Origin of the sequence: Nocardioides litoris, assembly GCF_006346315.1 — a bacterium.
GTDB classification, from domain to species: domain Bacteria; phylum Actinomycetota; class Actinomycetes; order Propionibacteriales; family Nocardioidaceae; genus Nocardioides; species Nocardioides litoris.
Genome location: NZ_VDMR01000010.1, coordinates 25431 through 52085 on the forward strand (window position 1 = coordinate 25431; position 26655 = coordinate 52085).

The window sequence follows — 26655 nt, forward strand, 5'->3', positions numbered from 1 at the left end:
GCCGCCCCATCGTGGCAGAGCGGCCGTCGTCGCGACGCGGAGTCGCGCGGTTCCCCCTCAGAGGAGGAGGACGACGCCGAGGAGCAGCACGACCAGCACCAGGCCCACGGTCACGAGCAGCCCCAGCCCGAACGGCGGCAGGGGCTCGCCCCGCCGCATCGCCCGGTCGACGCGCCGCCAGCGGCGGTGGGCCAGCAGCATCGTGGCGGCCCCGAAGCCGAGCAGGGCCGCGACCAGGGCCGCCCGGAGACCGTCGTGCTCGGGGAGGCCGATGCCCTCCAGCGCGACCGCTCCGGCCACCACGGCCAGCGTGGTGCGCACCCAGGCCAGGAACGTGCGCTCGTTTGCCAGCAGGTAGCGCGGGTCGGGCTCGACGCCGACCCCTTCGGGCCGCTCGGGGGTCACGGGCCCTAGCGTTCCACGGGTGACCTCCGTGTTCGACGCCGCGACCGCCGTGACCCGCCTCGACGGCGACGGGACGAGCGGGGGCACCTTCGCCGCCGACCTCAGTCCCGGGTGGAGCATCGGGGGCGGCCTCAACGGCGGCTACCTGCTCGCCACCCTCGGTCGCGCCGTGCGGGAGGCGCTGCCCGCCAAGCCCGACCCGCTGGCCATCAGCGCGCACTACCTGGCCGCCTCCACGCCGGGGCCGGCCGAGGTCGACGTGCGGGTGCTGCGCGAGGGCGGCACGGTGGCCACCGCGGCCGCCGACCTGCGGCAGGGCCCCTCGACCCGGATCGCCGCGCTGGCGACGTACGGCGACCTCGACCGGCTCGCGACCGGTGACGTGCGCACGACGGCGACACCGCCGGATCTGCCCGCGCCCGAGGACTGCGTGACCGGCACGCCCGACCAGGCCCAGCTGGCCTCGGCGACGCTGCTGCAGCGCTTCGAGATGCGCTTCCACCCCGACGACGTCGGCTGGGCGCTGGGGCGGCCCGACGGCAGCGGTCGGCTGCGGGCGTGGTTCCGGCTGGAGGACCACCGCGAGCCCGACGTGCTCTCGCTGCTGCTCACCCTCGACGCGCTGCCGCCGGTGACGTTCACCCACGGGCTGATGGGCTGGGCGCCGACCGTCGAGCTGACCGCGCACGTGCGGGCCCGGCCGGCGCCGGGCTGGCTGCGGGTCACCCACGCCAGCCGGCACATGGCCGACGGCCTGTTCGAGGAGGACTGCGAGGTGTGGGACTCCACCGACCGGCTGGTGGCCCAGTCGCGCCAGCTCGCCCGCCTGCCGCGCCAGGACCCGCGCTAGCGGTCGAACCAGGCCCGCCGCATCGAGAACAGCCACCGGGCGGTCGGGTGCTCCGAGACCGACCAGAGCAGGTCGTCGGCGGGCGAGGCGGCCGGGGAGCAGGCGAGGTCCTCGTTGCCCATGGGCGTGGCCCAGCGGTGGTGGCGCAGGTCGCCGGCCGTGCCCGTCCACACCGACCCTGGCACCAGCCGGCCCTCGGAGACCGACAGGTGCAGCCGTCCCCGCGCCCGCACCGCGCCCTGCATCCGCAGCGGGCCGTCGCCGAGCGGCTCGAGCAGGGTGCGGTCGTCGGGCCCGGTCTCCAGCAGCCCGGTGGTGTCGTCGACCGGGAAGCGGGCCAGCCGCCGGGTGCGGGCCGGGTCGTTGCTGTACTCCCCGACCATCACCGTCGGCGGGTCGGTGGCCCGGTCGAGGGAGCAGAAGGAGTAGCGGAAGCCCTCGGCGCCGCCGTCGGCCGCCGCGCGGTACTGCCGGCGCACCGGCAGGACGTAGCGGTAGCCGAAGGCGTCGGTGGCCGAGCGCACCCGCAGCACGTCGTCGAGCCGGCAGGTGAACAGGCCGCGCCCGGTGGCGGCGACGTGGAGGTGCTCGCCCAGCCAGACCACCCCGCCCGCGTGCACGTGCAGCGGCTCGAGCGTGCCGTCGGCCTTCGGTCGCACCAGCAGCACGTGGCGGTAGCGACCGGCGTCGAGGTCGAGGAAGGCCACCCGTGACCCGTGCTCCCCGCGGTGCCACGGCAGCGTCTTGGCGTACGACGTCATCACGGCCAGCCGGCGCCCGCGGGCCTCCGGCGGCAGGCCGCCCAGCCCGGCCTCGCCCGCGTCGGCGGCCGTGCTCACGCCCTGGGGCCACCACCGCAGCGACCGCTGGTCGGCGGCGTCGAAGCGCCACGCCTCGTGCACCGCCCGCCCGGGCGCCCACGTGCGGCGCAGCCGTCGGGGCAGGTCGTCGAGGAGGTCCCCCAGCGCGACCCGGCCCGCGCTGCGCGCCACCAGCGCCTCGACCTCGTCGCGGGTGTCGTCGACGGCGCGCAGGTGGTGCAGCGGGGCGACCATGTCCCTCATCCTGGCGCTAGCCTCGGCGCCGTGGACAGGGTGGTCGTGGTGGCAGCGGCGCTCGTCCGTGACGGACGGGTGCTGGCCTGCCGCCGCACCGGCCCGCCGGCCGCGGCCGGCCGGTGGGAGCTGCCGGGCGGCAAGGTCGAGCCGGGGGAGTCCCGCGACGACGCGCTGGTCCGCGAGGTGCGCGAGGAGCTCGGCGTCGACGTCGAGGTCACCGGGTGGCTCGACGGCGCCGCGCCGATCGGGGAGACCCACGAGCTGCGCGTCGCCACCTGCGCGGTGCGGTCGTGGGCGCCGTACCCGACCGAGCACGACCGGCTGCGCTGGCTGGCCGCCCACGAGCTCGACGACGTCGACTGGCTCGAGCCCGACCGGCCGTTCCTCGACCGGCTGCGGCGGGTCCTGGGGTGAGCGCGCGCGGGGTGTTCTTCGAGGAGGACGACGCGCGGGCCGTGGCCGACCGGCTCCGCGCCGAGGGGTACGACGTCGCGGTGGTCCGCGACCGCCTCGCCGGCGAGGACGACGACGAGGACCAGCCGTGGGCCGTGGTCACCGACGCACCCGCGGTGGTGCTGGAGGTGCTGGTGGAGCAGCGCGACGGCTGGTACGACGCCGCGCCGGCCCGGCCCGAGCAGCCGCCGCGGCCACCGCTCGACCTGCCGCGGGCGCCGCGCCGGCTCAAGCGCGAGCCCTGACGCGGCCGGGTCCGACGGGTCAGCCAGGTCAGCCAGGTCAGCCAGGTCAGCCAGGGCAGGCCAGGAACCCGTCGCCGGTCGACGCGAGGTCCCGCACCGTGCCGGGGTCGACGAGGTCGAGGTCGAGGTCGACGACCCGCCCCTCCTGGCGCAGCACGGCGGTGCCGAGGTCGCGGACCGGAGCCTGGGCGGCGGCGTAGCGGCCCCCGGCCACATAGCCGCGCCGCGCTGCGAGGTCGGCCGCGGCGGCGTCGGTGGAGGCGAAGACCAACCGGGCCCGCACCCCGGGACCACCCGCCCCGCTCGACCCGCCCGACGGTGCGCCGCCGGCGTCGACGAGGACGGCGGTCGCCTCGGGCACGCCGAGCCCCTCCAGCCCGAGCCCGACCTGCGCCTCGGCCCGCTCGCGCGCCGCGCGGGCCCGCTCGCCGGTGCAGGCCGGCGGGGCCTGGGCCAGGACCATCACGGTGTCGCCGGTCTCGGCGCCCACGGCCTCGTCGAGCAGCCGGTCGTCGGTCAGCCCCTCGCCGCCGTCGAGTACGGCGGGCTCGCGGTCGAGCAGCTCGCGGCTGCCGGTGACGACCAGGTGCCGCACCGGGTCGACCAGGACGTCGCGGAACGACGGCGGGTAGCCGCCCAGCGCGCCTGCGGTGGTCACGGCCGCCGGGCTGAGGGGGCCGGGCGAGAGCCGGGTGCGGTCGCCGCCGACGTCGGTCGCCGCCAGCCCGGAGGCCGACAGGTCGAGCACGAGGCCGTCAAGGTCGACGTCGTCGGCCACCCGGTGCACCGTGATCGAGCCCTCCGGCGTGCCGGCGGTCGCCGCCCACTCCACGTCGCGCTCGTCGTACGCCGCGCCGCCGGCGTCCATCGCCCGCAGCGAGCCCAGGAGGTCGGTGCCGCGCACGGCCCGTCCGAGCGGCGAGCGCAGCGCGGCGGCGTAGGCGTCGGGCGGGGTCGTGCGGTCGACCCCGACGTCGTCGGCCAGCGCCTGGCGGTCGACGAAGACCAGGCTGGTGGCGTCGGACGGCAGCACCTCCAGCGCCTCGGACACCCGCCCCACCTGCGCGGGCACCGCGTCGGTCGGGACGTCGTCGTCACCGCCGCCGGGGCGGACCACGACCAGGACCACGACCAGGACCACGGCCAGCGCCACGCCCGCCGCCAGCGCCACCACCGCCACCAGCCGCGCCCGGGGCCGCCGGCCCGACGGCGGGCCGTCGGGGGTGGGGAGCGGACGACCGGGCACGGCACATCATTACGCTGCGGAGCATGAGCGCAAACCCGGCGCAGCGGCTGCTGCTCGTGCACGCCCACCCCGACGACGAGTCGATCGGCCAGGGCGCCACGATGGCCAAGTACGCCGCGGAGGGCCGCGGCGTCACCCTCGTGACCTGCACGGCCGGCGAGATGGGCGAGGTCCTCGTGCCCGACCTCGAGCACCTCGCCGCCGACCGCGACGGCGGGCTCGGCGAGCACCGTCGCGGCGAGCTCGCGGCCGCGATGGCCGCCCTCGGCGTGACCGACCACAGGTTCCTGGGTGGGTTCGGGCGCTACCACGACTCGGGGATGGCCTGGCACGCCGACGGCCACGCGATCGCCGCGCCCGAGACGCCCGACAACGCCTTCTCCCGCGCCGACCTCACCGAGGCCGCCGACGAGCTGGTCGCCGTCATCCGCGAGGTGCGCCCGCAGGTGCTGGTCACCTACGACCAGTTCGGCGGCTACGGCCACCCCGACCACGTGCAGGCCCACCGCGTCGCGACGTACGCCGTCGCGCTGGCGGCCGTGCCGTCCTACCGCCGCGACCTCGGGGCGGCGTGGGACGTCGCCAAGGTCTACTGGGGCGCGATGTCGGAGAGCCGCATGCGGGCCGGCCTGCGGGCGCTGCGCGACTCGGGCGACACCACGACGTTCGAGGGCATGGACCCCGACGGGCCGCTGCCGCACTTCGTGACCGCCGACGAGGACCTGGCCGCCGCCGTCGACGCCGGCGACTTCGTCGACCACAAGATGGCCGCGCTGGCCGCGCACGCCACCCAGATCACCACCGACGGGCCGTTCTTCGCGCTGTCCAACAACGTCGGGTCGGCCGTCTGGGGCACCGAGTTCTACCGGCTGGCCAAGGGCCGGCGCGGGCCCGTGGGCCCCGACGGGTTCGAGACCGACCTCTTCGCGGGCCTCGACGTGGCCGACGGGGCCGAGGGCTGAGCGACCGGAGGGCCCGCGCGACGGCCGGGGCCGCCCGGGCCGCCCGGGCGCTGGTGCTGCTGGTCGTCGGCGCGCTGGTCGGGTTGGCGACCGTGCTCCTGCACGACCGCGCCTCCGGACTGGTCCTGGGCGCCGTGGCGTCGTTCGCGGCGACCTGGGCGCTGCCGGGCGGGTGGACGCTGCGGTGCGCCTTCACCACCGGCTGGGCGCTGGCCCTGGCGTGGTGCCTGCTGCCGCGGGGCTCGGGCGGGTTCCTCGTCGCGTCGGACACCGACGGCTACCTGCTGCTCGGGCTCGGGCTGGTGCTGCTGGTCGCGGGCATCGTCACCGTCCGTCCACTCCGGCCGCCTCCGACCGACGAGCCGTAGGATGCCTACCTAGGATGGGGCCCGTGAGGACCCCCCGTCGCCCTGCGCTCGTCGGCGGCCTCGCGCTGCTCGTCCTCCTCGGTGGGGCCTGGGTCGGCGCGTACGCCGCGGCCGGCGACGGCCTGCCCAGCGGCGCCCGCATCTCCGGCGTCGACGTCGGGGGCATGAGCCCCTCCGAGGCCGAGTCCGCCCTGCGCGCCGGGCTCGCCGAGACCGTCGCCGAGCCCATCGAGGTCGCCGTGCGCGGCCGCGGCGGCGGGTCCGCCGAGGTCACCGCCGGCGACGCCGGGCTGTCGGTCGACTGGGCCGCCTCGGTCGCCGAGGCCGGCGGCGGACGGTCCTGGGACCCCCGTGACCTCTGGGACCGCTTCGCCGGCGGCGAGGAGACCGACGCGGTCGTCCGCGTCGACGACGCCGCGTTCGACCGCACCCTGGAGCGCCTCGAGGGTGACCTCGGCACCGAGCCGACCGACGGCGCCGTCACCTTCGTCGACGGCGAGGCGCGGGTCTCCGAGCCCGCCGACGGTCGCGGCCTCGACCCCGAGGGCGCCCGGAGCGCCCTCGCGGCGGCGTACCTCTCCGGCGAGCCGGCCGAGCTCGCCATCACCGACCTCGCTCCCGACATCGACGCCGACGACGTGGCCGAGGCGGTCGAGGCGTTCGCCGACCCGGCGCTCTCGGCGCCCGTCACGCTGACCGTCGGCTCCGAGGAGCTCGAGCTGCGCCCGGAGCAGTACGCCGACGCGCTGACCCTCACCCCGGCCGACGGCGAGCTCGAGCCCGGCGTCGACCCCGAGGCGCTGGGGCCCGTGCTCGACCAGGTCACGGCCGGCGCCGGCGAGCCCGTCGACGCCCGCATCGAGGTGCGTCGCGGCAAGCCGCGGGTGGTGCCGGGCAAGCCGGCCGTCACCTACGACCCGGCCGACGTGGCCACCGCCCTGCTCGCGGTCGTCACCCGGCCCGAGGGCGAGCGCACCGCGGAGGTGGAGGGCACCGTGCGGCCGCCCGACCTGACCACGAAGGAGGCGCGGGCGCTCGGCGTGCGCGAGAAGGTCTCGGAGTTCACGACCGAGTTCCCCTACGCCGAGTACCGCAACACCAACATCGGCCGGGCCGCCGAGATCGTCGACGGCACGCTCCTGCAGCCGGGCGAGGTCTTCTCCCTCAACGACATCGTGGGGGAGCGCACCCGCGAGAACGGGTTCACCGAGGGCTTCATCATCAGCAACGGCATCTTCAAGCAGGACCTCGGCGGCGGGGTGTCGCAGATGGCGACGACGACGTTCAACGCGATGTTCTTCGCCGGGCTCGAGGACATCGAGCACAAGCCGCACTCGTTCTACATCGACCGCTACCCCGTGGGCCGCGAGGCCACCGTGGCGTGGCCGACCGTCGACCTGCGCTTCCGCAACGACACCGACCACGGCGTGCTCATCACCGCCGACCTCAAGCCGAGCACCCCGTCGTCGTCGGGGGCGGTCACGGTGCAGATGTGGTCGACCAAGGTCTGGGACGTCGAGTCGGTGACCTCCGACCGCTACGCCTTCACCTCGCCCGCCACGCGCACCCTCGACACCCCCGACTGCTACGCCAACAGCGGGTACGGCGGCTTCACCGTCGACGTCACCCGGATCTTCAAGGAGCCCGGCTCCGAGGAGGTCGTCAAGCGGGAGAAGTTCAACACCGTCTACACGCCCTCCGACACGGTGCGGTGCGTCCCGCCCGGGTCGTTGAGCGGCGGCGGTGGCGGCGGTGGGAACGGCGGCGGCGGGGGCGCCGGCCGGGGCTGAGGACCACTCCACGCCCCACCCCCTCCCCCCACCCGCCCGGCGCAGCCCGCTGGGGTGGTCACCACCCCCGGCCGCCTCGGACAGGCTGTGCTCGGTTTCGAGTGACTCACCACGCCCGGGTGGTGCCTCCACCCGATCCGGGGTGATCGAAGCTCCGCGGCCCTGGTCCGGGCAGATGGCCAGGGTCGCGGTCCACCGCCGTCCTCGCGTGGGGGTGGCGGTCGTCACACCCGGTGTCTAGCCTGCGCCCATGCGCCGCGCTCTCGGGTCCCTGCTCACCTCCGCCCTCCTGGCCGCCGGCCTCGCCGCCGCGCCCGCCTCGGCCCCCGCCTCGGCCGCCCCTGCCGCGGCCGCCACCGCAGCGCCCGCCGCGGTGGTCGCCCCGACGACGGGGGTGCCCACGCTGCCGACGTCGCCGCTCGGCGACCCGCTGGGTGCCAACGACTGGTCGTGCAGGCCGACTGCGGCGCGCCCCTACCCCGTGATCCTCGTCCACGGCACCTTCGGCGACCGTCGCAGCCTGCTCGAGCGGCTCTCGCTCACCGTCAAGAACGCCGGGTTCTGCGTCTTCTCCCTCGACTACGGCAACCGGGGGCTCAACGACATCGCCGCGTCGGCGGCCGAGCTGAAGGCCTACACCGAGCGGGTGCTCGCCGCCACCGGCGCGGCCAAGGTCTCCATGGTCGGGCACTCCCAGGGCGGCATGATGCCGCGCTACTACCTGAAGTTCCTGGGCGGCGCCGCCGTCGTCGACGACCTCGTCGGCCTCGCGCCGTCCAACCACGGCACCCTGGTCACGGCCGGCGAGCTCAACCCCATCTCCCGGCTGGTCGGCTACGCCTGCGTCTCCTGCGTCCAGCAGGGCACGGGCTCGCCCTTCCTGACGCGCCTCAACGCCGGCGACGAGACCCCCGGCGACGTCAGCTACACCCAGGTCACCACGCGCAACGACGAGGTCGTCATCCCGCACACCTCCGGCTACCTCGCCGCCGGGCCGCGCACCACCAACGTCACGATCCAGTCCCGCTGCCCGCTGGCGCTGGCCGAGCACCTGTTCCTGCCGTCCTCGACGCCCGCGCTGTCCTACGTCGTCGACGCGCTCACCCGCCCGGGCCCGGCCTCGCCGACGCTGCAGCCGCGCTGCTCCTGACCGACGGGCGGTCCTCGCGCCTACGCTGGCGGCCGTGCTCGTCCACTTCCGTTTGACCGTGCCGCACGACCTGGGGGACGCGGTCCGCGAGACCCTGCTCGCCCACGACTGCGTCACCAACGTGACCAGCCTGGCCGGCGCCTCGCTCGACCCGGCCGGTGACCTGGTCGAGGCCGACGTCGCCCGCGAGCAGGCGGGGCTGCTGCTCGACGACCTCAAGCGCCTGGGCCTGCACCAGCGGGGCGGGATCCTCCTCAGCCACCCGAGCAGCACGCCGTTCGAGGTCGCACGCGAGCTCGACGTCCGGGCCCCGGGCCACCCCGACGACGCCGTCATCTGGGAGTCGGTCCGCTCCGCGGCGTACGCCGGTGCGGCGCCGACCTTGTCCTTCCACGTCTTCCTCGTCCTCGCGGTGGCGCTCGCCGCCGTCGCGGTCATCACCGACTCCGCGGTGCTGGTGGTGGGGGCGATGGTGGTCGGACCGGAGTTCAGCGCGGTGGTCGCGGTGAGCGCCGGGATCGTCCTGGGCCACGGTGGGCTGGTCCTGCGGGCGGCCAAGCTGCTGCTGTTCTCCTTCGCCCTGGCGGTGCTCGTCGTCGCCCTGCTCGCCCTGGTGGGCAGCGCGGCCGGGCTGGTCACCGACGAGATCGTCACCCGGCCGCGACCCAACACCGGCTTCATCTGGAAGCCGGACTTCTGGTCGTTCCTCGTCGCGCTCCTCGCCGGGGCGGCGGGGGCCCTGGCGCTGGCCATCGAGCGCCAGGCCACGATGGTCGGTGTGTTCATCAGCGTCACCACCGTCCCGGCGGCCGGCAACCTCGCCCTGGGGCTGGCGGTCTGGGACGGTGCGGAGGTCACCGGCTCGCTGGCCCAGCTCGGCCTCAACCTGGCCGGGATGGTCGTGGCCGGCGTCGTGACGCTGGTGCTGGTCAAGACGGTCTGGCCGTGGCTGGCCGACCGCTCCGAACGCATCTTCGGCTACCACGAGCCGGCATGAGCGCGCAGGAGGAGCGAGCCGACAAGCCCGCAGACAAGCCCGACGACGACCAGGGCTCCCTGCTCACCGTCGTCGTCGCCCTGGTGGCCAACGGCCTGCTCGCGCTGGCCAAGTCGTTCGCCGCCGCGGTCTCCGGCTCGTCCGCCATGCTCGCCGAGGCCGCGCACTCGTGGGCCGACACGGGCAACGAGATCTTCCTGCTGCTGGCCGAGCGCCGCGGCAAGCGGCCCCGTGACGAGTCGCACCCGCGCGGCTACGGCCGGGCCACCTACACCTGGTCGCTGGTGGCCGCCTTCGGCCTGTTCTCCGCCGGCGCCGGCGTGTCGGTGTGGAGCGGGGTCACCGACCTCCTCGACCCGCCGGAGGAGGAGGCGTCGTTCGTCCTCAACTACGTCGTCCTCGGCATCGCCCTGCTGCTGGAGGGCACGTCGTTCCTCCAGGCGGCCCACCAGGTGCACGGGCGGGCCACCCGCTTCGGCCTGCACCCGCTGCGCTTCGTCACCCGCACCTCCGACCCGACGCTGCGTGCGGTGTTCCTCGAGGACTCCTCGGCCATCGCCGGCATCGTCATCGCCGGCGCGGGCATCGGGCTGCACGAGGTCACCGGCGACCCGGTCTGGGACGCGGTCGCCTCGCTGCTGATCGGGGTGCTCCTGGGCTCGGTCGCGGTCTTCCTGATGCGCCGCAACATGGACTACCTCGTCGGGGTCGCAGTCGACCCGTCCCTGCGCGACCGGGTGCTGCTGCGGCTGCTCGCGCACACCGAGGTGGAGCGGGTCACCTACCTCCACGTCGAGTACGTCGGCCCGCAGCGCGTCTTCGTCGTCGCCGCCGTCGACCTCGTCGGCGACGACACCGAGGACCACCTGGCCACCCGGTTCCGGCGCGTCGAGGACGCGCTCGAGACGAGCGACGTCATCGAGGACGCGGTGCTCACCCTCGCCCAGCCCGGCGACCCGGCCCTCGAGCCGCTGGTCAGCGCGGGGTCGTCGGGGCAGCCGCCGGCGTGAGGTAGCGGTAGCGGTGGTGCGTGCGGAACCCCAGCCGCTCGTAGAGGGCCAGCGCCGGCTCGTTGTCGGCGACGACCTGGAGGTAGGCCGTCGTCGCGCCCTGCTCGGCGCCCCATCCGACCAGCGCGGCCATCACCGCCAGGCCCAGGCCGCGCCGCCGGTGCTCCGGGGCGACCTCGATCGAGCGGAACCCGACCCAGCCCCCGCCGTCCTCGCAGTGCGCGGCGACCCCGGAGGCGGCGTCGCCGACGCGGGCCGTGGCCAGGCCGCCGGCGGCCTCCACGACGACCGCGCCGTCGTCGACGGCCCGCAGCGCCCGGGCGACCTGCGCGGTGCCCGCGACCTGGAAGAGCGTGTCGGCGTCGCGCGACTCCGGCCCCCAGCCGAGCCCGGTGAACCGGTCGTCCTCGGCCGACCCGGTCAGCACCGCGGCCACCGGGCGGGCGTAGTGGGCGAGGACGGCCTCGACGTCGCCCTCGACGCCCGAGGGACCGAAGGCCAGCACCGAGGTGGCCCGCCGCGCCGTCGCGGTGGGGGAGTCGCGCAGCACCCAGTCGCCGAGCGGGGTGGTCACCAGGTCGGGGAACAGCGCCGCACCTCGCAGCTGCGCCGTGCGCGCCGGCACCCGGTCGCGCACCGAGGCCCGCGGCGGCACCGGCTTGCCCGAGACCACGTCGGCCAGCGGCACAACCACCGGCTCTCCGCCCTCGGTGCGCACGACGACCACCCCGTCGCCCCAGGCCTCGCAGGTGCCGAGCAGGTCGGTCATGGCCGGCCCGCCCGACGGCCCCCGCTCGCCCCGCACGAGTCGTCGTACGACGACGCGCCGGCCGACGACGTGGGGGCCGAGGGTGTGCTGTCCGGTGTGCTGTCCGGTGCGCGTGGCGGGGCTCACCTGCTGGGGTTCTGGCGAGTCCGGCACCCGCACACACTAGGCTGGCCGTGCTCTCGCTCCCGATCTCCGGGCCCGGCCCGAGGAGGAACCCCCAGATGACGTACGTCATTGCGCAGCCCTGTGTCGACCTCAAGGACCGGGCCTGCGTCGACGAGTGTCCCGTCGACTGCATCTACGAGGGCAAGCGGATGCTCTACATCCACCCCGACGAGTGCGTCGACTGCGGTGCCTGCGAGCCGGTCTGCCCGGTCGAGGCCATCTTCTACGAGGACGACGTCCCGGAGGAGTGGAAGGACTACTACACCGCCAACGTCGGCTTCTTCGAGGAGCTCGGCTCCCCGGGCGGTGCGGCCAAGATGGGCGAGATCGACCACGACCACGCCGTCGTCGCCGCCCTCGAGCCCCAAGAGCACGACGGGCACTGACCGATCGGCCGGGCCCTGGTGGCCCGGCGTGCGCCGTGTGGTCGGCTCTGGCTGTGGTGGGGCGCCTGTGCTCCCCAGGAACGGTGGTTGATGCACATGACGGGTCCTGGCTGGCATGCCGGCGTCGCCGCGCTCCGTGAGCGTGCGCAGGCGTCGGGGCACGAGGTGGTCGACTTCTCGGTCGGGGCGCCGGTCGACCCGACCCCCGAGGTCGTGCGGCGGGCGCTGGCCGAGCACGCCGACGCGCCCGGCTACCCGTTGACCATCGGTCGGCCCGGCCTGCGCGAGGCGTACGCCGCGTGGCTGGGCCGCGTGCACGGCGTCCGCGACCTCGACCCGACGGCCACGTTGCCCACGGTCGGCTCCAAGGAGCTGATCGGCACCCTCCCGCTGCTCGCGCTCGACGCCGACCGGCCCGGACCGGTCGCGATCCCCGCGCTCGCCTACCCGACGTACGCCGTCGGGGCGCGGCTCGCGGGCCGTGACGTCGTGGTGGTCGACGGTCCCGACGACCTGCGCGCGCTCGACGCGGCGGGCGGGCCGCCGGCGCTGCTGTGGGTCAACTCGCCGTCCAACCCGACCGGCCGCACGCTCGCGCCCGCGGTGCTGGCCGAGCTCGTCGCGCTGGCCCGCGAGCGCGGCACCCTGCTGGTCTCCGACGAGTGCTACCTCGACCTCGGCTGGGACACCGCGGCCGCCACCGTGCTCGACGACGCGATCAGCGGCGGCAGCCACGAGGGCGTGCTGGCCGTGCACTCGCTGAGCAAGCGGTCCAACCTCGCGGGCTACCGGTGCGGCTTCGTGGCCGGCGACCCCGCGGTGGTGGCCCGGCTCACCGCGGCCCGCCGCGACCTCGGCCTCATCCTCCCCGGCCCCCAGCAGGCCGCGGCGGTGGCCGCCCTCGACGACGAGGTGCACGTGGCCGAGCAGCGCGCCCGCTACGGCGCCCGCCGCGACGCGCTCCGGGCCGCGCTGGTGGGCGGCGGCTTCCGGGTCGACCACGGCGAGGCCGGCCTCTACCTGTGGGCCACCCGCGACGAGCCCAGCCACGAGACGGCCGGCTGGCTGGCCGACCGGGGCGTCGTCTGCGTCGACGGCGTGTCCTACGGGCCGACGGGCGACCGGCACGTGCGTCTCGCGTTCACGGCCACCGATGAGGCCGTCGCCACCGCAGCGGCGAGAATCGCACCATGAGCGTCCTGCCCCTCACCCGTTCGCTGGCCCACCCGAGCACCGACCCGCCGACCCTGGTGGCGCGGGTGCGCGAGGCGCTGGGCTGGAGCGGCAGCGACTTCCTCATCGGCCTGCAGGGCTACCCCGAGCTCATGGCCACCCTCGACGTCGCCCACGACGTCGAGGGCCTGGTGCGGGTGGGCGACCCGACCTCCCCGCCGCTGCGGCTCCTGCGGGGCCTCAACGCCCTCGACCCCGGGCTCCGGCTGACCCGGGTCACCTCGGTGCCCAGCCCGTGGCGCTGGACCCGCCTCGGCGGCGGTGCCGGCGACGCCCAGGCCGTGGCGCTGCGCCAGCAGGCCTACTCCGACGTCGTCGCGGTCATGGGCCGCGCGGGCGTCGGGTTCTCCGTCATGCCCGACGACACCTCGACCGAGGACCTGCTGGCCGCCGGCCTCGAGCTCGGCTCGGCCATCGTCGACGTCGACGAGCTGAGCGGCACCGACGTGCTCATCGTCGGCTTCCTCGAGGACCTCCCGCCGCTCCACTACGGCCTGCTGGCCCGCGGCAGCGCCGTGCCCGAGGAGGTCGGCGCGGCCTGGCTGACCATCCGCCCCGACCGGGAGCAGGCGGGCACGCTGATGGTGGCGCTGGAGCGGTTCAGCGACCTCGGCGTCGACCTCGACTTCCTCCACAGCGACCCGCAGGGCCCCGGCGGCGGGACACACGACTTCCACGTCGGGTTCCGCGCCGGCGCCGACCGGCTCGAGGACCTGCAGGCCGCGCTGGCCGGGGTCGGCTTCGGCAGCCGGGTGCTCGCGGCCTTCGCGTGAACGTCACCTACCTCGGCCCGCCCGGCACCTTCACCCACCAGGCCGTCGTCGCGCTCCGGCCCGACGCCGAGGCCGTCGCGGCGACCGACCAGGCCGAGGCGCTCGACGCGGTGGTGACCGGCGCGGCGTCGTACGCCGTGGTGCCGATCGACAACTCCGTCAACGGCGTCGTGGTGCCGACCCTCGACGGGCTGCTGCGCCGCCCCGAGCTGTCGATCGTCGACAGCGTCGTGCTGCCGATCTCCTTCGAGGCCTGGACCCGCGACCCGGGGGTGGCGCCCCACGTCGTCGTCAGCCACCCGCACGCCCTGGCCCAGTGCCGGGGCTGGATCGAGGCCCAGGGCCTGGCGACGCGCGAGGCGGCCTCGACGGCCGCCGCGTGCCGCGACCTCGGGCCCGGCGAGGTCGGCATCGGTCCGGCCATCTGCGGCGCGCTCTACGACCTGCACCGGGTGGCCTCGGCGGTGGAGGACAACGCGGCGGCCTACACCCAGTTCGCGCTGGTCTCGGCCAGCCGGCTGCCCGTGCGCGCCGACGGCGACGACGGGCTGCTGGTCAGCCTGCTGCCCGACGGCAACGTCCCCGGGCTGCTGCGGCGGCTGCTCGGCGTGCTCGAGGAGCGCGACGTCAACATGGCCAACCTCGTCACCCGGCCCGTGCCGGCGACGCCGGGCATCTACATGTTCCTGCTCTTCCTCTCCGGCACCTTCACCGCCGACGACTTCGAGTCGATGCGGGCGGAGTGGACCGGCCTCGGCGCCACCGCCCGCGCCCTCGGCCGCATCTCGCCGCTGGCCGAGCTGGCGGGCCGGTGAGCGGGCCCGAGCGCGTCGCGGTCGTCGGCGCCGGGCTCATCGGCGGGTCCGTCGTGCGTCGCCTGGCCGCCCTCGGCCGGCCGGCGACGGTCGTCGACCCGCGGGTCGAGGGCGCCGCGGGCCGGGTGCCGGCCGACGCCGACCTGGTCGTGGTCGCGGTGCCGCTGGCGGCCATGCCGTCGGTGCTGGCCCGTGTGGCCGACGAGGCGCCCGCGGCGGTGGTCGTCGACCTGGGCAGCGTCAAGGGCACGGTGGCCGCGCAGGCCGCCGCGGCCGGGCTCGAGGGCCGCTGGGTCGGGGCGCACCCGATGGCGGGGTCGGAGCACAGCGGCTTCGAGCACTCCACCGCCGACCTGCTCCTCGGTGCCACCTGGGCGGTCACCCGCGGCCCCGGGCCGGTGGCCGACGTGGTGCGCTGGATCATCGCCACCTTCGAGGCGACCGTGCTCGTCCTCGACGCCGCGGAGCACGACCGGTCGGTCGCGCTGGTCAGCCACGCCCCGCACGTGCTGGCCAACGCGCTGCTCGAGACGGTCGGGACCGCCGTCGTCGGCGGCGGCCCCGCCGCCGCGCTGCTCGCGGCCGGGTCGTTCCGCGACGGCACCCGTGTGGCCGGCCGCGACCCCGAGCGCACCCGCGCCATGCTCGCCGACAACAGCGCCGCCCTCGGACCCGTGCTCGACGACCTGGTCGCGCTGCTCCAGGACTACCGCCGCGACCTCGCCGACCCCGACGCGCTCGCCGCGCGGCTGGCCGCGGTCACCGCCCGCGCCGACGCCGTACGCCGCCCGCGACCGGCCTGGGCGCCGTGCCCCGACCTCGACGCGGTGCTGGCCGACCCGGCCGGACCGGTGCTGGTGCGGTCCGGCGCCGACGGGCTCGAGTCCGCCCCGGCCGGCTGACGCGGCGCACCGGCCGCCGCCGCGGCCGCGACGAGGGCCGTGGCCGCGGCGCCCGTGAACGCCACGGCCCACCCCGCCGCCTCGGCGACCGCCCCGGCCCCGGCCGCGCCCAGTGCCTGGCCGGCCACCAGCGCGACGAACAGCAGGGCCGCCCCCGCGCCGGCCCGGTCCGGCACGACCTGGCCGGCCCAGGCGATCAGGGCCGAGGTGGCGGCGACGAACCCCCACCCGAACACCGCGCAGGCCAGCGCGGCGAGGACGGGCCGCTGCGGCGAGACGCCGACCACGACGGTGGCCGCGCCCATGGCCGAGGCCGTGGCCACCCAGGCGCGTCGGGGGCCGCGCCGGCCCACCGCCGTCGCGGTGAGCAGGGTCGCCGTGCCACCCGCGCCCAGCGCGACCCAGGCCAGCACGGAGCTGGTCGCCCCCGCTCCCGCCTCGACCAGCACGCTGCGGCCGTGCGTCCACACCGCGCCGGACGCCGCGCCGAGCAGCACGGCGGCCACCACCGGCCGGACCAGGGGACCCACCAACCGACTCGGCGAGGGAGCCGGCCGCGGGTCGGGCTCGGGGGCGAGCTCCGGACCGCGGTCCAGCAGGAGCACCGCGCCCCCGGCCAGGGCGGTGACCAGGGCACTGACGGCGAAGCCGGTCCGCCACGACCCGACCGCCAGCGCCACCAGGCCCGCCGCCACGAGGCCGGGCCCGGTGCCCGCGTTGACCACGGCCTGGGCCGCGTCCTGCCGCTCGCGCGGCACCCGTCGTCGTACGACGGCGACGAGGGCGGGCGAGGCCAGGCCGGCGCCCGTGGAGGCCAGGACCGTGGCCGCGGCCAGCACCCCGGTGCCGGGCGCGAGGGCGGTCGCGAGCGCCCCGACCCCGGCCGTGGTGGTGCCCGCGACGACCAGCGCCCGGGCGTGGCGGTCGGCGGCGAGCCCGACCAGGGCGCCCGCGCAGTAGGCGAGGGAGGCGCCCGCCGCGACCTGGCCGGCCCCGGCGGCGCCGAGCCCGGTGTCGGCGCGCACGTCGGGCAGGAACAGGCCGAAGGCGAGGCGGACCAGGCCGTAGGTCGCCGCGATGAGGGCGGTCCCGGCCAGCAGCAGCGGCAGCTCGGGCCAGGTGCTTAACAATAACGATCGTTTCATTTTGGCAGTCTAGGCTGACATCGTGACGACACGCGAGAGCACCCGGACGCGGCTGCTCGACGCCGCGGAGGACGTGCTGTTCGTCGACGGTGCGGCCGACGCGCCCGTCGACCGGATCCTCGAGCGCGCAGGGGTCTCGCCGGCCACCCTCTACCGCGCCTACGGCAGCAAGGAGGACCTCGTCGCGGCCGCCCTCGACCGGCGCTTCGCGGCCTGGATCGACACCTGGGACGCCGCGGTCGCGCGGGCGACCGACGACCGCGGCCGGTTGCTGGCGGTGCTCGACGCCCTGGGGGAGTTCCACGCCGGTCCGCGCGGGGCCCGCTGGTGCGCGTTCCTCGGCACCGCCGCGGAGCACCCCGACCCGCCGCCGGCGCTCGCCGCGGCCGTGCGCCAGGACTCCGACGCCCTGCGCACGCGCCTGCTCGACCTGTCCCGCCCCGTCGCGGGCGAGCGGGCGCCCGACCTGGCCGAGGAGCTGCTGCTGGTCGTGACCGGCCACCTCGCTCTGCGGCTGCGGCCCGGGCGACGGCCCCCGGGGCTGGCCGTCGCGCGCCGGGTGGCCGAGGCGCTGGTCGACCGGGCGTCCGGCGCCGGCTGACGGGACGGCTATACGGTCGGCCCATGGACTGGTCGCGCAGCCCGGTGACCCGCGCCCTGGCCCTGATCACCTCGCTCGCGCTCGTCGTGCTCGACGCCGCCGAGCGCGGCACGTGGTTCTGGGTCGGGGTCGTCTTCACCGTCGCCAACATCGTCGGGCTCGTGGCCGAGCGGCGACGCGGGCGCGCGGTGCCGCCCCCGCTGGCCGCCGCGGGCGTGGTCGACCGGCGGGACGAGGCCGTCCTCGAGCCGTCGGTCGACGGCTCCAACGCCGCCAGCGACAACGGCGACGACACCGACGACACCGGCGCGACACTGGCCGACCTGCTCGCCGACCCGGCCGTCGCCGACGCCCTCGACGCCGGTCCCACGCGGTGGCAGCAGGTCGCCCTCCTCGACGAGCCGGTCGGGCCGTCGACCGCGCGGGAGCTGGCCGGCTCCGTCCGCGTCGGGGACGACCGGCCGCCGCACGACTGGTACCTCGCCGTGGGGGAGGAGCTGTCCGCCCACCTCGACCTCGACACCCCCGAGGAGGACGACGCCGCGATCGCCGTGCTCGAGGCGCACCCCGACGTCGCGGCCGCGGTCCACGTCGACCGCGAGGTCTACGGCGTCGAGGAGCTCCGCCCGATGCCGCTGCCCGAGAGGGCGCGGCTCGCCGCGCAGGCCCTGGTCGCCCACCAGGTCGCCGCCGCCGGCGCCCGGGCCGGGATCGAGCTGCTCGACGACGGCGTGGGGCTCCGGTTCACCTGCGGCTCGCTGCCCGTCGAGCCCGCCCTGCGCAGGGCTGGCCGCGAGCCCGACGCGCGGCTGTGGGCGGGCCTGGTGTGGTGGGGCTTCCCGGCCGCCGGCGACGTCGAGGTCGACGCCAAGGGTTCGACGTTCACCGCTTGGGGCTCCACCGCCGACGTGGCCGCGCTGCGGGTCTGGCTCCTGCCGCACCTCCTCGACCCCTCCTCGGCCACCACCCTCCTCGCGCGCGCCGAGCGCGACGGCGCCGACCTCGCCGACCTCGCCGACTGACGGGCGTGCCGGCGGCCCCGCCGGGTGACGAGGGCGCCCAGCGCTCCGAGGGCGACGACCACGACCCGGCCTGCGGCACCCGGCCGCGCTCAGGCGTGCACGTCGACGTGCACGTGGTCGCGGTGCTCGAGGATGGCCCGGTCCCCGGCCCGGTCGGGGGCGTCGTAGTCGCGCCACCCGTCGCCGTCGCGGCCGGCGACCCAGATCCGGTCGTCGAAGATGACCGTGCGCACGTCGAGGCGGTCGGCGTGGGCGACGAGGTACTGCGCCACGGCCCAGCCGCGGGTCTTGTTGGCGTCGTTGACCGGCCGGAAGAACACGTCGACCGCACGACCCTCGTAGTGTGCCGAGCCCTCGATGTGGCCGGTCGAGACCCCGCCGGGCGCGAACCCGCCGAACGGCACGTCGCCGAAGACCTCCCGCACGTCGCGGCGCACGGCGTCGGCGCGCTCGGTCAGCCCGCTGCGGGTCAGGGCGGGGCTGGCCTCGTCGGGTGACCGCGACAGGTCGCAGGCGAAGGCCGCGCGGGACTGGCCGGTCAGGGCGGAGGCGAGCACCCGGGCGTCGTCCTCGTGGTCGGCGTAGGCGTCGGGGAAGCCGGAGCGCTGCACGGCCTGGGCGGCCACGGTGATCTCGAGGTCGCGGTAGCCGTCGACGTCGACCAGCGCGTCGTAGAACGCGTTGGTCGCGTAGGTCGGGTCGAGCACCTGGTCGGGCTCGCCCCAGCCCTGTGACGGCCGCTGCTGGAAGAGCCCGAGGGAGTCGCGGTCGCCGTGCTCGATGTTGCGCAGGTCGGACTCCTGGTAGGCCGTCGCGAGCGCGATCGAGGCCGCGCGGGCGGGCAGCCCGCGCTGCACGGCGACGGCGGAGATGAGGGCGGCGTTCTCGGCCTGCTCGAGGCTCACCGTGACCGAGCGTGCACCGACGGTGGCGGTGCAGGTGTCGGAACCGCCGAGGAACGGCACGCGGTCGGTGCCGACCAGCCCGACGACCACGCCCGTGACCACGAGCAGGCCGGCGAGCGAGACCACCGCCGGCGCCACACCCCTCCGCATGGGACGAGTGTGCCGGGGGCCTGGTGACCCGGTGGACGGGCGGCGGTGGTCGTCAGTTGGCGTGCAGAACCTCGTTGAGCGCGACCCCGCTGCCCGACCGGGCCACGGCCTCGACGGCGCCGGAGACGGAGTTGCGGCGGAAGAGCACGCCGTCCTGCCCGGACAGGTCGACCGCCTTGACCACCGCGGGCTTGCCGTCGTCGAACGAGCCGGTCACGGTGACCTTGGTGCCGGCGGTGACGTAGCAGCCGGCCTCGACCACGCAGTCGTCGCCGAGGGAGATGCCGATGCCGGCGTTGGCGCCGACCAGGCACCGCTCGCCGACCGAGACCACCTGCGTCCCGCCGCCGGACAGGGTGCCCATGATGGAGGCGCCGCCGCCGACGTCCGAGCCGTCGCCCACGACGACGCCCGCGGAGATGCGGCCCTCGACCATGGAGGCGCCGAGGGTGCCGGCGTTGAAGTTGACGAACCCCTCGTGCATCACGGTCGTGCCCTCGGCCAGGTGGGCGCCGAGCCGGACCCGGTCGGCGTCCCCGATGCGCACGCCCGACGGCACCACGTAGTCGACCATCCGGGGGAACTTGTCGACGCCGAAGACGCTCACGTGCTGCCCGGCCGCCCGCAGCCGCGCCCGGGTCAGCTCGAACCCCGCCACCGCGCACGGCCCGGCCGAGGTCCACACCACGTTGGTGAGCAGGCCGAAGACGCCCTCGAGCGACTGGCCGTGCGGGCGCACCAGCCGGTGCGAGAGCAGGTGCAGGCGCAGCCACGCGTCCTCGGTCGAGGCGGGCGCCGCGGCCAGGTCGGCCACCTCGACCCGGCGCAGCTCCCGCGCCACCCGGCGTACGTCGTCGGGGACCGCCAGGGCCTCGAGCCCCTCGGGGACCGGACCGGGGTCGGCGTCGAGCCGCGGCTCGGGGAACCACGCGTCGAGCACGGACCCGTCGTCGGCCAGGGTCACCAGGGCCCAGCCGGAGGCGGCGGTCGGGGAGGTCTGCGGCGTCGTCGGCGTCGTCACGTCGCACCAGCCTAGGGCGGCGCCGCCGACTGGTCCGGACCAGTCCGCGGCCCGGTTTGGACCACCCCCTCCCGGGGGACGACCTGCCGCGTGTCCCGACCCCTGCGCCTGCTCGCGCTCACCACTGCCCTCTCGCTCGCCCTGACCGTCGCCCCCGGCTCGGCCACCGCCGCTGGCACCGACACCGACACCGGCACCGGCACCGACACCGTCGGCCGGGTGGCCCCCACGACCGATGCCCCCGCGACCCCTGCCGCCCCGGGCGTCCCCGGCGTCGCGCGCTCCTTCGGCGGCGGCGGCGACGGCGGCGCCTTCGCCGGCGCCCAGGCCCCGACCGTCGCGGGCCGCACCACCGCTGCCCCCGCGGGCCGGGCCGTGGCGTCGTACTGGCCAGTGCGCACCCGCACCGGCGCCGCGACCGTCCACAGCACCGGCTACCCCGCCGGCGGCGACCCCTCCCGCTACCTGACCAGCGTCAGGGCCACCCAGGACCGCCTCACCGGCCGCATGTACGTCGACGCGGTCTTCCAGGCCGCGCCGACCGCGGCCACCGACTCGCGGCTGCGGGTCGGGTTCGGCACGATCGTCACCGACGCCGCGGGCAGCCGCTGCGTCCCGCCCGGCGGTTCGTACGCCGACGTGCACTCCTGGGGCACCTCGGCCGCCTACCAGGGCGCGCGGGTCAGCTACTACCTCGAGATGGCGTCGATGAGGACGGGCGCGTTCACCTGCCTCGTCGCCGGGGTGCTCAGCGGCGACGCGGCGACGACCTACGACATCGTCGTCGGGGCGCCGCTCGCCGAGGTCCGGCAGCGGCCGGTCCTGGCGTTCTCGACCCCCGGCAAGCGGCTCAAGCCGCGCGGCTTCACCCGCATCCCGTTGAAGATCCTCAACAGCGGCGGCACCGTCGCCACGGCGCCCAGCGTGCGCCTGCGCATCAAGGCCAAGGGCGTCGCCGTGCGCTACAACCGCAAGGTGGGCACGATCGCGCCGGGCGCGGCCAAGCGCGGTGCGATCTTCGTCAAGGACGTCCGTCGCGGCACCGGCAAGATCACGCTGATCGCGACGTCCCGCGACTACACCAAGCGGGTGACGATCAAGGTCCGCGAGGTCCGTCGCTGACCCGTCCGCCCAGCACCCGCCGCAGGGGGCGGCCGGCCGAGGCCGGCCGCCCCTGCGGCACGTCCGGCACGGCCCCCTAGCTCTTCTCCTTGTTCTTCTGCGCGCCCTTCTTGCCCAGCTCGGCCTGCGCCGCGGACGACTCGCGGGGGTTCTTCTTCCCCTCCTCGGCCGCCTTCGCGTTGGCCTTCTTCGCCGTCTCGCTGCCCTTGCCCTTCTTGTCCGCCATCGCTCCAGCGTGCGGCGCACGGCGCCGGGCGCGGCTCACCCCGCCCGGCTCGCCCGGCCGGGCGGGCCGGGCGGGCCGGTACCGGGACGGTCGGTCAGCGGCGGCTCACTGGCCGGTGCGTCCGTCCACGCACTCGCGCAGCAGGTCCGCGTGGCCGCAGTGCCGCGCGTACTCCTCCACGAGGTGCACGAGCACGTCCCGCACCTCGATGTCGCCGTCGGGGTGGGCGCAGAGCCGGTCGAGGTCGACCTCGGCGTACGCCGCCTCGGCGTGCGCGACCTCGCGCCGCCAGGCCTCCCACGCCTCGGCCACGACCGCGTCGTCGGCGACCGCGCCGTCGATGTCGTGGTCGACGCCGTCGGGGTCGCGGTAGAGCATCGCCAGCTCGCGGTCGCCCTCCACGACGCGTCGGGCCCAGGTGTGCTCGACCTTGGCCAGGTGCCGCAGCAGCCCGAGCAGCGACAGGCCGGACGGCGGCACCGACCGGGTGGTCAGCTGCCCGGCGTCGAGGTCGTCGAGCTTCATCTCGAACGTCATCCGGTAGGCCCGCAGGTAGCCGAGCACCGTCGCCCGCTCGCCGCGGGTCGGGCCGAGGGCCGAGCGCGGGTCGTCGTCGGGGTGGCGCCACAGGCCGGGGGGTGGGGTCCTCGCCGTGGGCCCACCCTGCCCCACGTCGAGCCGCACCCGCAGGGGTCATGCCGTCGCGGCCGGGCCCGGTCACGCTCGGGGTGGCGGCACGGTGCCGCCGGGGAGGGAGACCCATGAGCCTGATCAGGAACGTCGTCAACCGCTTCGCCGGGGGCGCCGGCCGCCGCGGCGGCCGACCCGTCGGCGGCCGGCCCGTCGGTGGCCGGCCCGCCGCACACGGTGGCGGCACCCGGAGCCAGGACGAGGCGATCGGCCGCGGCGTCCGCTCGCTGCTGCGTCGCTTCCGCTGAGCGGGTCCGACCAGGACGGCCCGGGCCCGGACCGGACCCGACCCGTGTTCGTCCTGCACGACCACCGCCGCCCCCGTCCCCACCTCGACCTCCGGCTCGAGGAGGACGGGGTGCTGCGGTCGTGGGCGGTGCCCAAGGGCCTGCCGACCGACCACCGCTCCGACCGGCTCGCCATCGCGGTCGACGACCACGACCTCGACCACGCGACCTACGTCGACGAGCACAAGACGATCGCCGACCACGGCACCTGGACGCTGGTCGACCGCGACGACCGCCGGTTCGTCCTCGACCTGCACGGGCAGCAGGGCACCCGCCGCTACGCGCTCATCCGCACCGGGCGCGACGGCGGCCAGGACTGGCTGCTGCACCTGCTGGCGGACCAGCCGGCGCCGGCTGAGACCGATTGGCGCGGCCCGGGGCCGACTGCCTAACCTGGTCTCACAGGCGTTCGAGCCGTCATCAGCGGCGAGCCTCCGGAAGAACGGCCCCGTCCGCCAGGCGGGTCACCCAGTAGAACCGGACGGGTAGGCCCGTCACAGCCGACAAGGAGCGGTCGCAGCCTCGTGCTGCGGCAAGCGAGGTGGTACCGCGGCGGAGCCCCGTCGTCCTCGTGTGACACGAGTCGACGACGAGCCAGCACCCGCAGGAGCCCCCATGGCCTACCCCAAGAACGCGCCCGACCGGCGTGTCCCCGCGAGCCCGCGCTTCCCCGAGGTCGAGCAGCGGATCCTCGACTTCTGGGAGCAGGACGGCACGTTCCAGGCCAGCGTGGAGCAGCGCGAGGCCGGCGTCGACGGCGCCAACGAGTTCGTCTTCTACGACGGCCCGCCGTTCGCCAACGGCCTGCCGCACTACGGCCACCTGCTCACCGGCTACGTCAAGGACGTCGTGCCGCGCTACCAGACGATGCGCGGGCGCCGGGTCGAGCGCCGGTTCGGCTGGGACACCCACGGCCTGCCCGCCGAGCTGGAGGCGATGCGCCTGGCCGGCATCAAGACCACCGACGAGATCCTCGAGCTCGGCATCGAGAAGTTCAACGAGCTGTGCCGCGACTCCGTCATGAAGTACACCGGCGAGTGGCGCGACTACGTCACCCGCCAGGCGCGCTGGGTCGACTTCGACCACGACTACCGCACGATGAACGCCGACTACATGGAGTCGGTCATCTGGGCCTTCAAGCAGCTGCACGACAAGGGCTGGGTCTACGAGGGCTTCCGCGTGCTGCCCTACTGCTGGAACGACGAGACGCCGCTGTCCAACCACGAGCTGCGCATGGACGACGACGTCTACCAGCAGCGCCAGGACCCCGCCGTCACCGTGGGCCTGCGGCTGACCAGCGGCCCGGCCGAGGGCGCGCTCGCGCTCGTGTGGACCACCACGCCGTGGACCCTGCCGTCCAACCTGGCCATCATGGTCGGCTCCGAGATCGACTACGTCGTCGTCGAGGCGCCCGTGCCGGGCACGGAGCAGACCGCGCGCTACCTCATCGCCGAGGCGCGGCTGGCGGCGTACGCGCGGGAGCTGGGGGAGGACCCGACAGTCGTGGCCCGGCACACCGGCGCCGAGCTGGTGGGCTCGACGTACGTGCCGCCGTTCACCTACTTCGCGGGCCACGACAACGCCTTCCGGGTGGTCGCGGCCGACGAGGCCGTGACCACCACCGACGGTGTCGGCCTCGTGCACACCGCCGGTGCGTTCGGCGAGGTCGACAAGGAGGTGACCGACCGCGAGGGCATCGAGGCGGTCATGCCGGTCGGCAAGGACGGCCGGTTCACCCACCCCGTCGACGACTACGCCGGGATGCTGGTCTTCGACGCCAACCCGCACGTCATCGACCACCTCAAGGCCGCCACCCGCGGCGAGGCCGGGGAGGCCATCGGGTCGGTCAGCCCGGGCACGGTGCTGCTGCGCCGCGAGACCTACGACCACGCCTACCCGCACTGCTGGCGCTGCCGCGAGCCCCTCATCTACAAGGGCGTCTCGTCGTGGTTCGTCCAGGTGACGGCGTTCAAGGACGAGATGCTGGCCAACAACCAGCAGATCAACTGGGTGCCCGACCACATCCAGGACGGCCAGTTCGGCAAGTGGCTGGAGAACGCCCGCGACTGGTCGATCACCCGCAACCGCTTCTGGGGCAGCCCGGTGCCGGTGTGGGTCAGCGACGACCCGGCCCACCCCCGCACCGACGTCTACGGCAGCTTCGCCGAGATCGAGCGCGACTTCGGCCGGCTCCCGCGCAACAAGGAGGGTGAGCCCGACCTGCACCGCCCGTACGTCGACGAGCTGGTCCGGCCCAACCCCGACGACCCCACGGGGAGGTCGATGATGCGGCGCGTCAGCGACGTGCTCGACGTGTGGTTCGACTCGGGGTCGATGTCCTACGCCCAGGTGCACTACCCGTTCGAGAACGAGGACTGGTTCACCCACCACTTCCCGGCCGACTTCATCGTCGAGTACATCGGCCAGACCCGCGGCTGGTTCTACACGCTGCACATCCTGGCCACGGGCATCTTCGGGCGCCCGGCGTTCCAGAACTGCATCAGCCACGGCATCGTGCTCGGCTCCGACGGCAACAAGATGTCCAAGAGCCTGCGCAACTACCCCGACGTCAGCGAGGTCTTCGACCGCGACGGCGCCGACGCCATGCGCTGGTTCCTCATGTCGAGCCCGATCCTGCGCGGCGGCAACCTCGTCGTGACCGAGCAGGGCATCCGCGACTCGGTGCGCCAGGTGATGATCCCGCTGTGGAACAGCTGGTACTTCCAGCAGCTCTACGCCAACGCCGCGGGCGTCGACGTGGTCGGCACCACCGACTCGCAGCACCCGCTCGACCGCTACGTGCTGGCCAAGTGCCACCGGTTCGTCGAGCAGGTCACCGAGGCCTTCGACGCCTACGCCGTGGCCGACGCCTGCGACGCCACCCGGTCGTTCCTCGACGTGCTCACCAACTGGTACATCCGGCGCTCGCGCGACCGGTTCTTCGGCGAGGACGCCGACGCGTTCGGCACCCTGCACACGGTGCTGGAGACGGTCTGCCGGGTCACCGCGCCCCTGCTGCCGCTGACCACCGAGGAGGTCTGGCAGGGCCTGACCGGCGGGCGGTCGGTGCACCTGGCCGACTGGCCCGTGCTCGACGGCCCCGACGCGCTGCCCGCCGACGACGCGCTCGTCGCGTCGATGGACCTGGTCCGCGAGGTCTGCTCGGCCACCTCGGCGCTGCGCAAGGCGGCCTCGCTCCGCAACCGGCTCCCCCTGGCCACGCTCACCGTGGTCGTGCCCGACCCCACGGCCCTGGGCGGGTTCGAGGCGATCGTGGCCGACGAGGTCAACGTCAAGCAGGTGCGGCTCGTGGCCGCCGGCAGCGACGAGGCGGCGGCGTACGGCGTGGAGCGCAAGCTCACCGTCAACGCCCGCGCCGCCGGGCCGCGGCTGGGCCGCGACGTCCAGCAGGCCATCAAGGGCTCGAAGTCCGGCGACTGGTCGGTGGCCGACGACGGCACCGTGACCGCCGGCGGCCTGGCGCTGGTCGAGGGGGAGTACACCCTCGAGACCGTCGCCGGCGCGGCCGACGACACCACCGCCGTCGGCGTGCTGCCGGGCGGTGGGTTCGTCGCCCTCGACCTCGCGGTCACGCCCGAGCTGGCCGCCGAGGGCCTGGCCCGCGACGTCGTCCGCGCGGTGCAGAACGCCCGCCGCGCCGCCGACCTCGACGTCTCCGACCGGATCGCCCTCACCCTCGGCGGCGACGGCGACGTGCAGGCCGCGCTCCGCGCCCACGCCGCGCTCATCGCCGGTGAGACCCTCGCGACGTCGTACGACGTGGGCGAGGCCGGCGACGGCGAGCCGGTCGTCGTCGGCGACGGCCAGCGGGTGACCGTCGCGCTCACGAAGGCCTGACCGCACGACACGGGGGTCGAGGAGGTTGCGCAGCAACCGTCTCGAGACCAC

General features: G+C 75.7%; 28 protein-coding genes and 1 pseudogene. 20 read left to right on the plus strand and 9 right to left on the minus strand.

What is annotated here, in order from left to right; translation table 11 throughout:
• Nucleotides 1–57: 57 nt before the first annotated feature.
• A complete protein-coding gene (locus FJQ57_RS21125) occupies nucleotides 58–405 on the minus strand; it encodes a YidH family protein (protein ID WP_246081956.1) in 348 nt (115 codons plus the stop codon).
• A gap of 19 nt (nucleotides 406–424) precedes the next feature.
• Here FJQ57_RS21125 and FJQ57_RS21130 point away from each other — a divergent pair, with 19 nt between their 5' ends.
• Complete coding sequence (locus FJQ57_RS21130) at nucleotides 425–1255, plus strand: acyl-CoA thioesterase (RefSeq protein ID WP_139984214.1); 831 nt, start codon at nucleotides 425–427, stop codon at nucleotides 1253–1255.
• On the opposite strand, the gene FJQ57_RS21135 is transcribed toward FJQ57_RS21130, so the two are convergent.
• Nucleotides 1252–2310 carry a hypothetical protein gene (locus FJQ57_RS21135; RefSeq protein ID WP_139984216.1) on the minus strand — a complete coding sequence of 353 codons (1059 nt, stop codon included), beginning with the start codon at nucleotides 2308–2310 and terminating at the stop codon, nucleotides 1252–1254. The two genes, FJQ57_RS21130 and FJQ57_RS21135, sit on opposite strands and share 4 nt — an antisense overlap.
• A 30-nt stretch (nucleotides 2311–2340) precedes the next feature.
• Here FJQ57_RS21135 and FJQ57_RS23450 point away from each other — a divergent pair, with 30 nt between their 5' ends.
• A complete protein-coding gene (locus FJQ57_RS23450) occupies nucleotides 2341–2727 on the plus strand; it encodes a (deoxy)nucleoside triphosphate pyrophosphohydrolase (RefSeq protein ID WP_139984218.1) in 387 nt (128 codons plus the stop codon).
• Entirely contained in the window at nucleotides 2724–3011 is a 288-nt protein-coding gene (locus tag FJQ57_RS23455) for a hypothetical protein (RefSeq protein WP_139984220.1), read from the plus strand. The genes FJQ57_RS23450 and FJQ57_RS23455 overlap by 4 nt, the downstream gene beginning before the upstream one ends.
• Before the next feature lie 46 nt (nucleotides 3012–3057).
• Here the strand turns inward: FJQ57_RS23455 and FJQ57_RS21150 are convergent, their stop codons facing one another.
• Complete coding sequence (locus tag FJQ57_RS21150; protein ID WP_139984222.1) at nucleotides 3058–4257, minus strand: hypothetical protein; 1200 nt, start codon at nucleotides 4255–4257, stop codon at nucleotides 3058–3060.
• Nucleotides 4258–4280: 23 nt separating this feature from the next.
• On the opposite strand from FJQ57_RS21150, the gene mshB reads away from it, so the two are divergent.
• From mshB to FJQ57_RS21180, 6 genes are all read left to right on the plus strand, one after another.
• Nucleotides 4281–5219: an N-acetyl-1-D-myo-inositol-2-amino-2-deoxy-alpha-D-glucopyranoside deacetylase gene (mshB, locus tag FJQ57_RS21155; protein WP_139984224.1), complete on the plus strand. Its 939-nt coding sequence runs from the start codon at nucleotides 4281–4283 to the stop codon at nucleotides 5217–5219.
• Between the two features lie 53 nt (nucleotides 5220–5272).
• On the plus strand, nucleotides 5273–5587 hold the full coding sequence (locus tag FJQ57_RS21160; RefSeq protein WP_139984226.1) for a hypothetical protein: 315 nt from the start codon (nucleotides 5273–5275) through the stop codon (nucleotides 5585–5587).
• A 23-nt stretch (nucleotides 5588–5610) separates the two neighbouring features.
• Nucleotides 5611–7377 carry a VanW family protein gene (locus FJQ57_RS21165; RefSeq protein ID WP_139984228.1) on the plus strand — a complete coding sequence of 589 codons (1767 nt, stop codon included), beginning with the start codon at nucleotides 5611–5613 and terminating at the stop codon, nucleotides 7375–7377.
• Nucleotides 7378–7627: 250 nt separating this feature from the next.
• The gene (locus FJQ57_RS21170; RefSeq protein ID WP_139984230.1) at nucleotides 7628–8527 is read left to right on the plus strand and encodes an esterase/lipase family protein; all 900 of its coding nucleotides are present in this window, start codon (nucleotides 7628–7630) and stop codon (nucleotides 8525–8527) included.
• Between the two features lie 34 nt (nucleotides 8528–8561).
• Nucleotides 8562–9524, plus strand: a complete 963-nt coding sequence (locus FJQ57_RS21175; protein WP_139984232.1) for a DUF389 domain-containing protein — start codon at nucleotides 8562–8564, stop codon at nucleotides 9522–9524.
• The gene (locus FJQ57_RS21180; protein ID WP_139984234.1) at nucleotides 9521–10534 is read left to right on the plus strand and encodes a cation diffusion facilitator family transporter; all 1014 of its coding nucleotides are present in this window, start codon (nucleotides 9521–9523) and stop codon (nucleotides 10532–10534) included. The genes FJQ57_RS21175 and FJQ57_RS21180 overlap by 4 nt, the downstream gene beginning before the upstream one ends.
• On the opposite strand, the gene FJQ57_RS21185 is transcribed toward FJQ57_RS21180, so the two are convergent.
• Nucleotides 10500–11429 (minus strand): GNAT family N-acetyltransferase, encoded by a 930-nt coding sequence (locus FJQ57_RS21185; RefSeq protein WP_139984236.1) that lies wholly within the window; start codon nucleotides 11427–11429, stop codon nucleotides 10500–10502. The two genes, FJQ57_RS21180 and FJQ57_RS21185, sit on opposite strands and share 35 nt — an antisense overlap.
• Nucleotides 11430–11524: 95 nt before the next feature.
• Between FJQ57_RS21185 and fdxA the strand changes: the two genes are divergently transcribed.
• The 5 genes from fdxA to FJQ57_RS23725 all read left to right on the plus strand — a co-directional run bounded on the left by fdxA (nucleotide 11525) and on the right by FJQ57_RS23725 (nucleotide 15577).
• Nucleotides 11525–11854, plus strand: coding sequence for a ferredoxin (gene fdxA, locus FJQ57_RS21190; protein WP_139984239.1), 330 nt, complete (start codon nucleotides 11525–11527; stop codon nucleotides 11852–11854).
• Nucleotides 11855–11950: 96 nt separating this feature from the next.
• Nucleotides 11951–13048, plus strand: coding sequence for a succinyldiaminopimelate transaminase (dapC, locus tag FJQ57_RS21195; protein ID WP_246081957.1), 1098 nt, complete (start codon nucleotides 11951–11953; stop codon nucleotides 13046–13048).
• Complete coding sequence (locus FJQ57_RS21200) at nucleotides 13045–13860, plus strand: hypothetical protein (RefSeq protein ID WP_139984241.1); 816 nt, start codon at nucleotides 13045–13047, stop codon at nucleotides 13858–13860. Before dapC ends, FJQ57_RS21200 begins: the two co-directional genes overlap by 4 nt.
• Complete coding sequence (locus FJQ57_RS21205) at nucleotides 13857–14675, plus strand: prephenate dehydratase (RefSeq protein WP_139984243.1); 819 nt, start codon at nucleotides 13857–13859, stop codon at nucleotides 14673–14675. The genes FJQ57_RS21200 and FJQ57_RS21205 overlap by 4 nt, the downstream gene beginning before the upstream one ends.
• Nucleotides 14672–15577, plus strand: coding sequence for a prephenate dehydrogenase/arogenate dehydrogenase family protein (locus FJQ57_RS23725; protein WP_139984245.1), 906 nt, complete (start codon nucleotides 14672–14674; stop codon nucleotides 15575–15577). The genes FJQ57_RS21205 and FJQ57_RS23725 overlap by 4 nt, the downstream gene beginning before the upstream one ends.
• A gap of 29 nt (nucleotides 15578–15606) precedes the next feature.
• Here the strand turns inward: FJQ57_RS23725 and FJQ57_RS21215 are convergent.
• Nucleotides 15607–16722 (minus strand): annotated as a pseudogene (locus FJQ57_RS21215) (MFS transporter); the annotation flags it as partial.
• Between the two features lie 22 nt (nucleotides 16723–16744).
• Here FJQ57_RS21215 and FJQ57_RS21220 point away from each other — a divergent pair.
• Nucleotides 16745–17323: a TetR/AcrR family transcriptional regulator gene (locus FJQ57_RS21220; RefSeq protein ID WP_139984249.1), complete on the plus strand. Its 579-nt coding sequence runs from the start codon at nucleotides 16745–16747 to the stop codon at nucleotides 17321–17323.
• Nucleotides 17324–17346: 23 nt separating this feature from the next.
• Nucleotides 17347–18345, plus strand: a complete 999-nt coding sequence (locus FJQ57_RS22735) for a hypothetical protein (RefSeq protein ID WP_170219548.1) — start codon at nucleotides 17347–17349, stop codon at nucleotides 18343–18345.
• 89 nt (nucleotides 18346–18434) lie between these two features.
• Here the strand turns inward: FJQ57_RS22735 and FJQ57_RS21230 are convergent, their stop codons facing one another.
• Together FJQ57_RS21230 and dapD are read right to left on the minus strand one after the other, a co-directional pair.
• Complete coding sequence (locus FJQ57_RS21230) at nucleotides 18435–19400, minus strand: VldE C-terminal domain-containing protein (protein WP_139984251.1); 966 nt, start codon at nucleotides 19398–19400, stop codon at nucleotides 18435–18437.
• Nucleotides 19401–19452: 52 nt separating this feature from the next.
• On the minus strand, nucleotides 19453–20421 hold the full coding sequence (dapD, locus tag FJQ57_RS21235) for a 2,3,4,5-tetrahydropyridine-2,6-dicarboxylate N-succinyltransferase (RefSeq protein ID WP_139984252.1): 969 nt from the start codon (nucleotides 20419–20421) through the stop codon (nucleotides 19453–19455).
• A 90-nt stretch (nucleotides 20422–20511) separates the two neighbouring features.
• Here dapD and FJQ57_RS21240 point away from each other — a divergent pair, with 90 nt between their 5' ends.
• The gene (locus tag FJQ57_RS21240; RefSeq protein WP_139984254.1) at nucleotides 20512–21543 is read left to right on the plus strand and encodes a hypothetical protein; all 1032 of its coding nucleotides are present in this window, start codon (nucleotides 20512–20514) and stop codon (nucleotides 21541–21543) included.
• A gap of 76 nt (nucleotides 21544–21619) precedes the next feature.
• Here the strand turns inward: FJQ57_RS21240 and FJQ57_RS22740 are convergent, their stop codons facing one another.
• Nucleotides 21620–21769 (minus strand): hypothetical protein, encoded by a 150-nt coding sequence (locus FJQ57_RS22740; RefSeq protein WP_170219549.1) that lies wholly within the window; start codon nucleotides 21767–21769, stop codon nucleotides 21620–21622.
• A 105-nt stretch (nucleotides 21770–21874) separates the two neighbouring features.
• Nucleotides 21875–22453: a mycothiol transferase gene (locus tag FJQ57_RS21245; protein ID WP_246081958.1), complete on the minus strand. Its 579-nt coding sequence runs from the start codon at nucleotides 22451–22453 to the stop codon at nucleotides 21875–21877.
• Nucleotides 22454–22530: 77 nt separating this feature from the next.
• Between FJQ57_RS21245 and FJQ57_RS22745 the strand changes: the two genes are divergently transcribed.
• From FJQ57_RS22745 to ileS, 3 genes are all read left to right on the plus strand, one after another.
• Entirely contained in the window at nucleotides 22531–22707 is a 177-nt protein-coding gene (locus tag FJQ57_RS22745) for a hypothetical protein (protein ID WP_170219550.1), read from the plus strand.
• A gap of 44 nt (nucleotides 22708–22751) precedes the next feature.
• Nucleotides 22752–23138, plus strand: a complete 387-nt coding sequence (locus FJQ57_RS21250) for a DNA polymerase ligase N-terminal domain-containing protein (RefSeq protein WP_139984256.1) — start codon at nucleotides 22752–22754, stop codon at nucleotides 23136–23138.
• A gap of 223 nt (nucleotides 23139–23361) precedes the next feature.
• Complete coding sequence (gene ileS / locus FJQ57_RS21255) at nucleotides 23362–26604, plus strand: isoleucine--tRNA ligase (protein WP_139984258.1); 3243 nt, start codon at nucleotides 23362–23364, stop codon at nucleotides 26602–26604.
• The last annotated feature ends 51 nt before the right edge of the window (nucleotides 26605–26655 follow it).

Coding starts and splice junctions, on each gene's coding strand:
- FJQ57_RS21135 (WP_139984216.1), bottom strand. CDS start 2,310: ATGGTCGCCCCGCTGCACCACCTGCGCGCCGTCGACGACACCCGCGAC.
- mshB (WP_139984224.1), top strand. CDS start 4,281: ATGAGCGCAAACCCGGCGCAGCGGCTGCTGCTCGTGCACGCCCACCCC.
- FJQ57_RS21170 (WP_139984230.1), top strand. CDS start 7,628: ATGCGCCGCGCTCTCGGGTCCCTGCTCACCTCCGCCCTCCTGGCCGCC.
- FJQ57_RS21180 (WP_139984234.1), top strand. CDS start 9,521: ATGAGCGCGCAGGAGGAGCGAGCCGACAAGCCCGCAGACAAGCCCGAC.
- fdxA (WP_139984239.1), top strand. CDS start 11,525: ATGACGTACGTCATTGCGCAGCCCTGTGTCGACCTCAAGGACCGGGCC.
- dapC (WP_246081957.1), top strand. CDS start 11,951: ATGACGGGTCCTGGCTGGCATGCCGGCGTCGCCGCGCTCCGTGAGCGT.
- FJQ57_RS21200 (WP_139984241.1), top strand. CDS start 13,045: ATGAGCGTCCTGCCCCTCACCCGTTCGCTGGCCCACCCGAGCACCGAC.
- FJQ57_RS22735 (WP_170219548.1), top strand. CDS start 17,347: ATGGACTGGTCGCGCAGCCCGGTGACCCGCGCCCTGGCCCTGATCACC.
- FJQ57_RS21230 (WP_139984251.1), bottom strand. CDS start 19,400: ATGCGGAGGGGTGTGGCGCCGGCGGTGGTCTCGCTCGCCGGCCTGCTC.
- FJQ57_RS22740 (WP_170219549.1), bottom strand. CDS start 21,769: ATGGCGGACAAGAAGGGCAAGGGCAGCGAGACGGCGAAGAAGGCCAAC.
- FJQ57_RS22745 (WP_170219550.1), top strand. CDS start 22,531: ATGAGCCTGATCAGGAACGTCGTCAACCGCTTCGCCGGGGGCGCCGGC.
- ileS (WP_139984258.1), top strand. CDS start 23,362: ATGGCCTACCCCAAGAACGCGCCCGACCGGCGTGTCCCCGCGAGCCCG.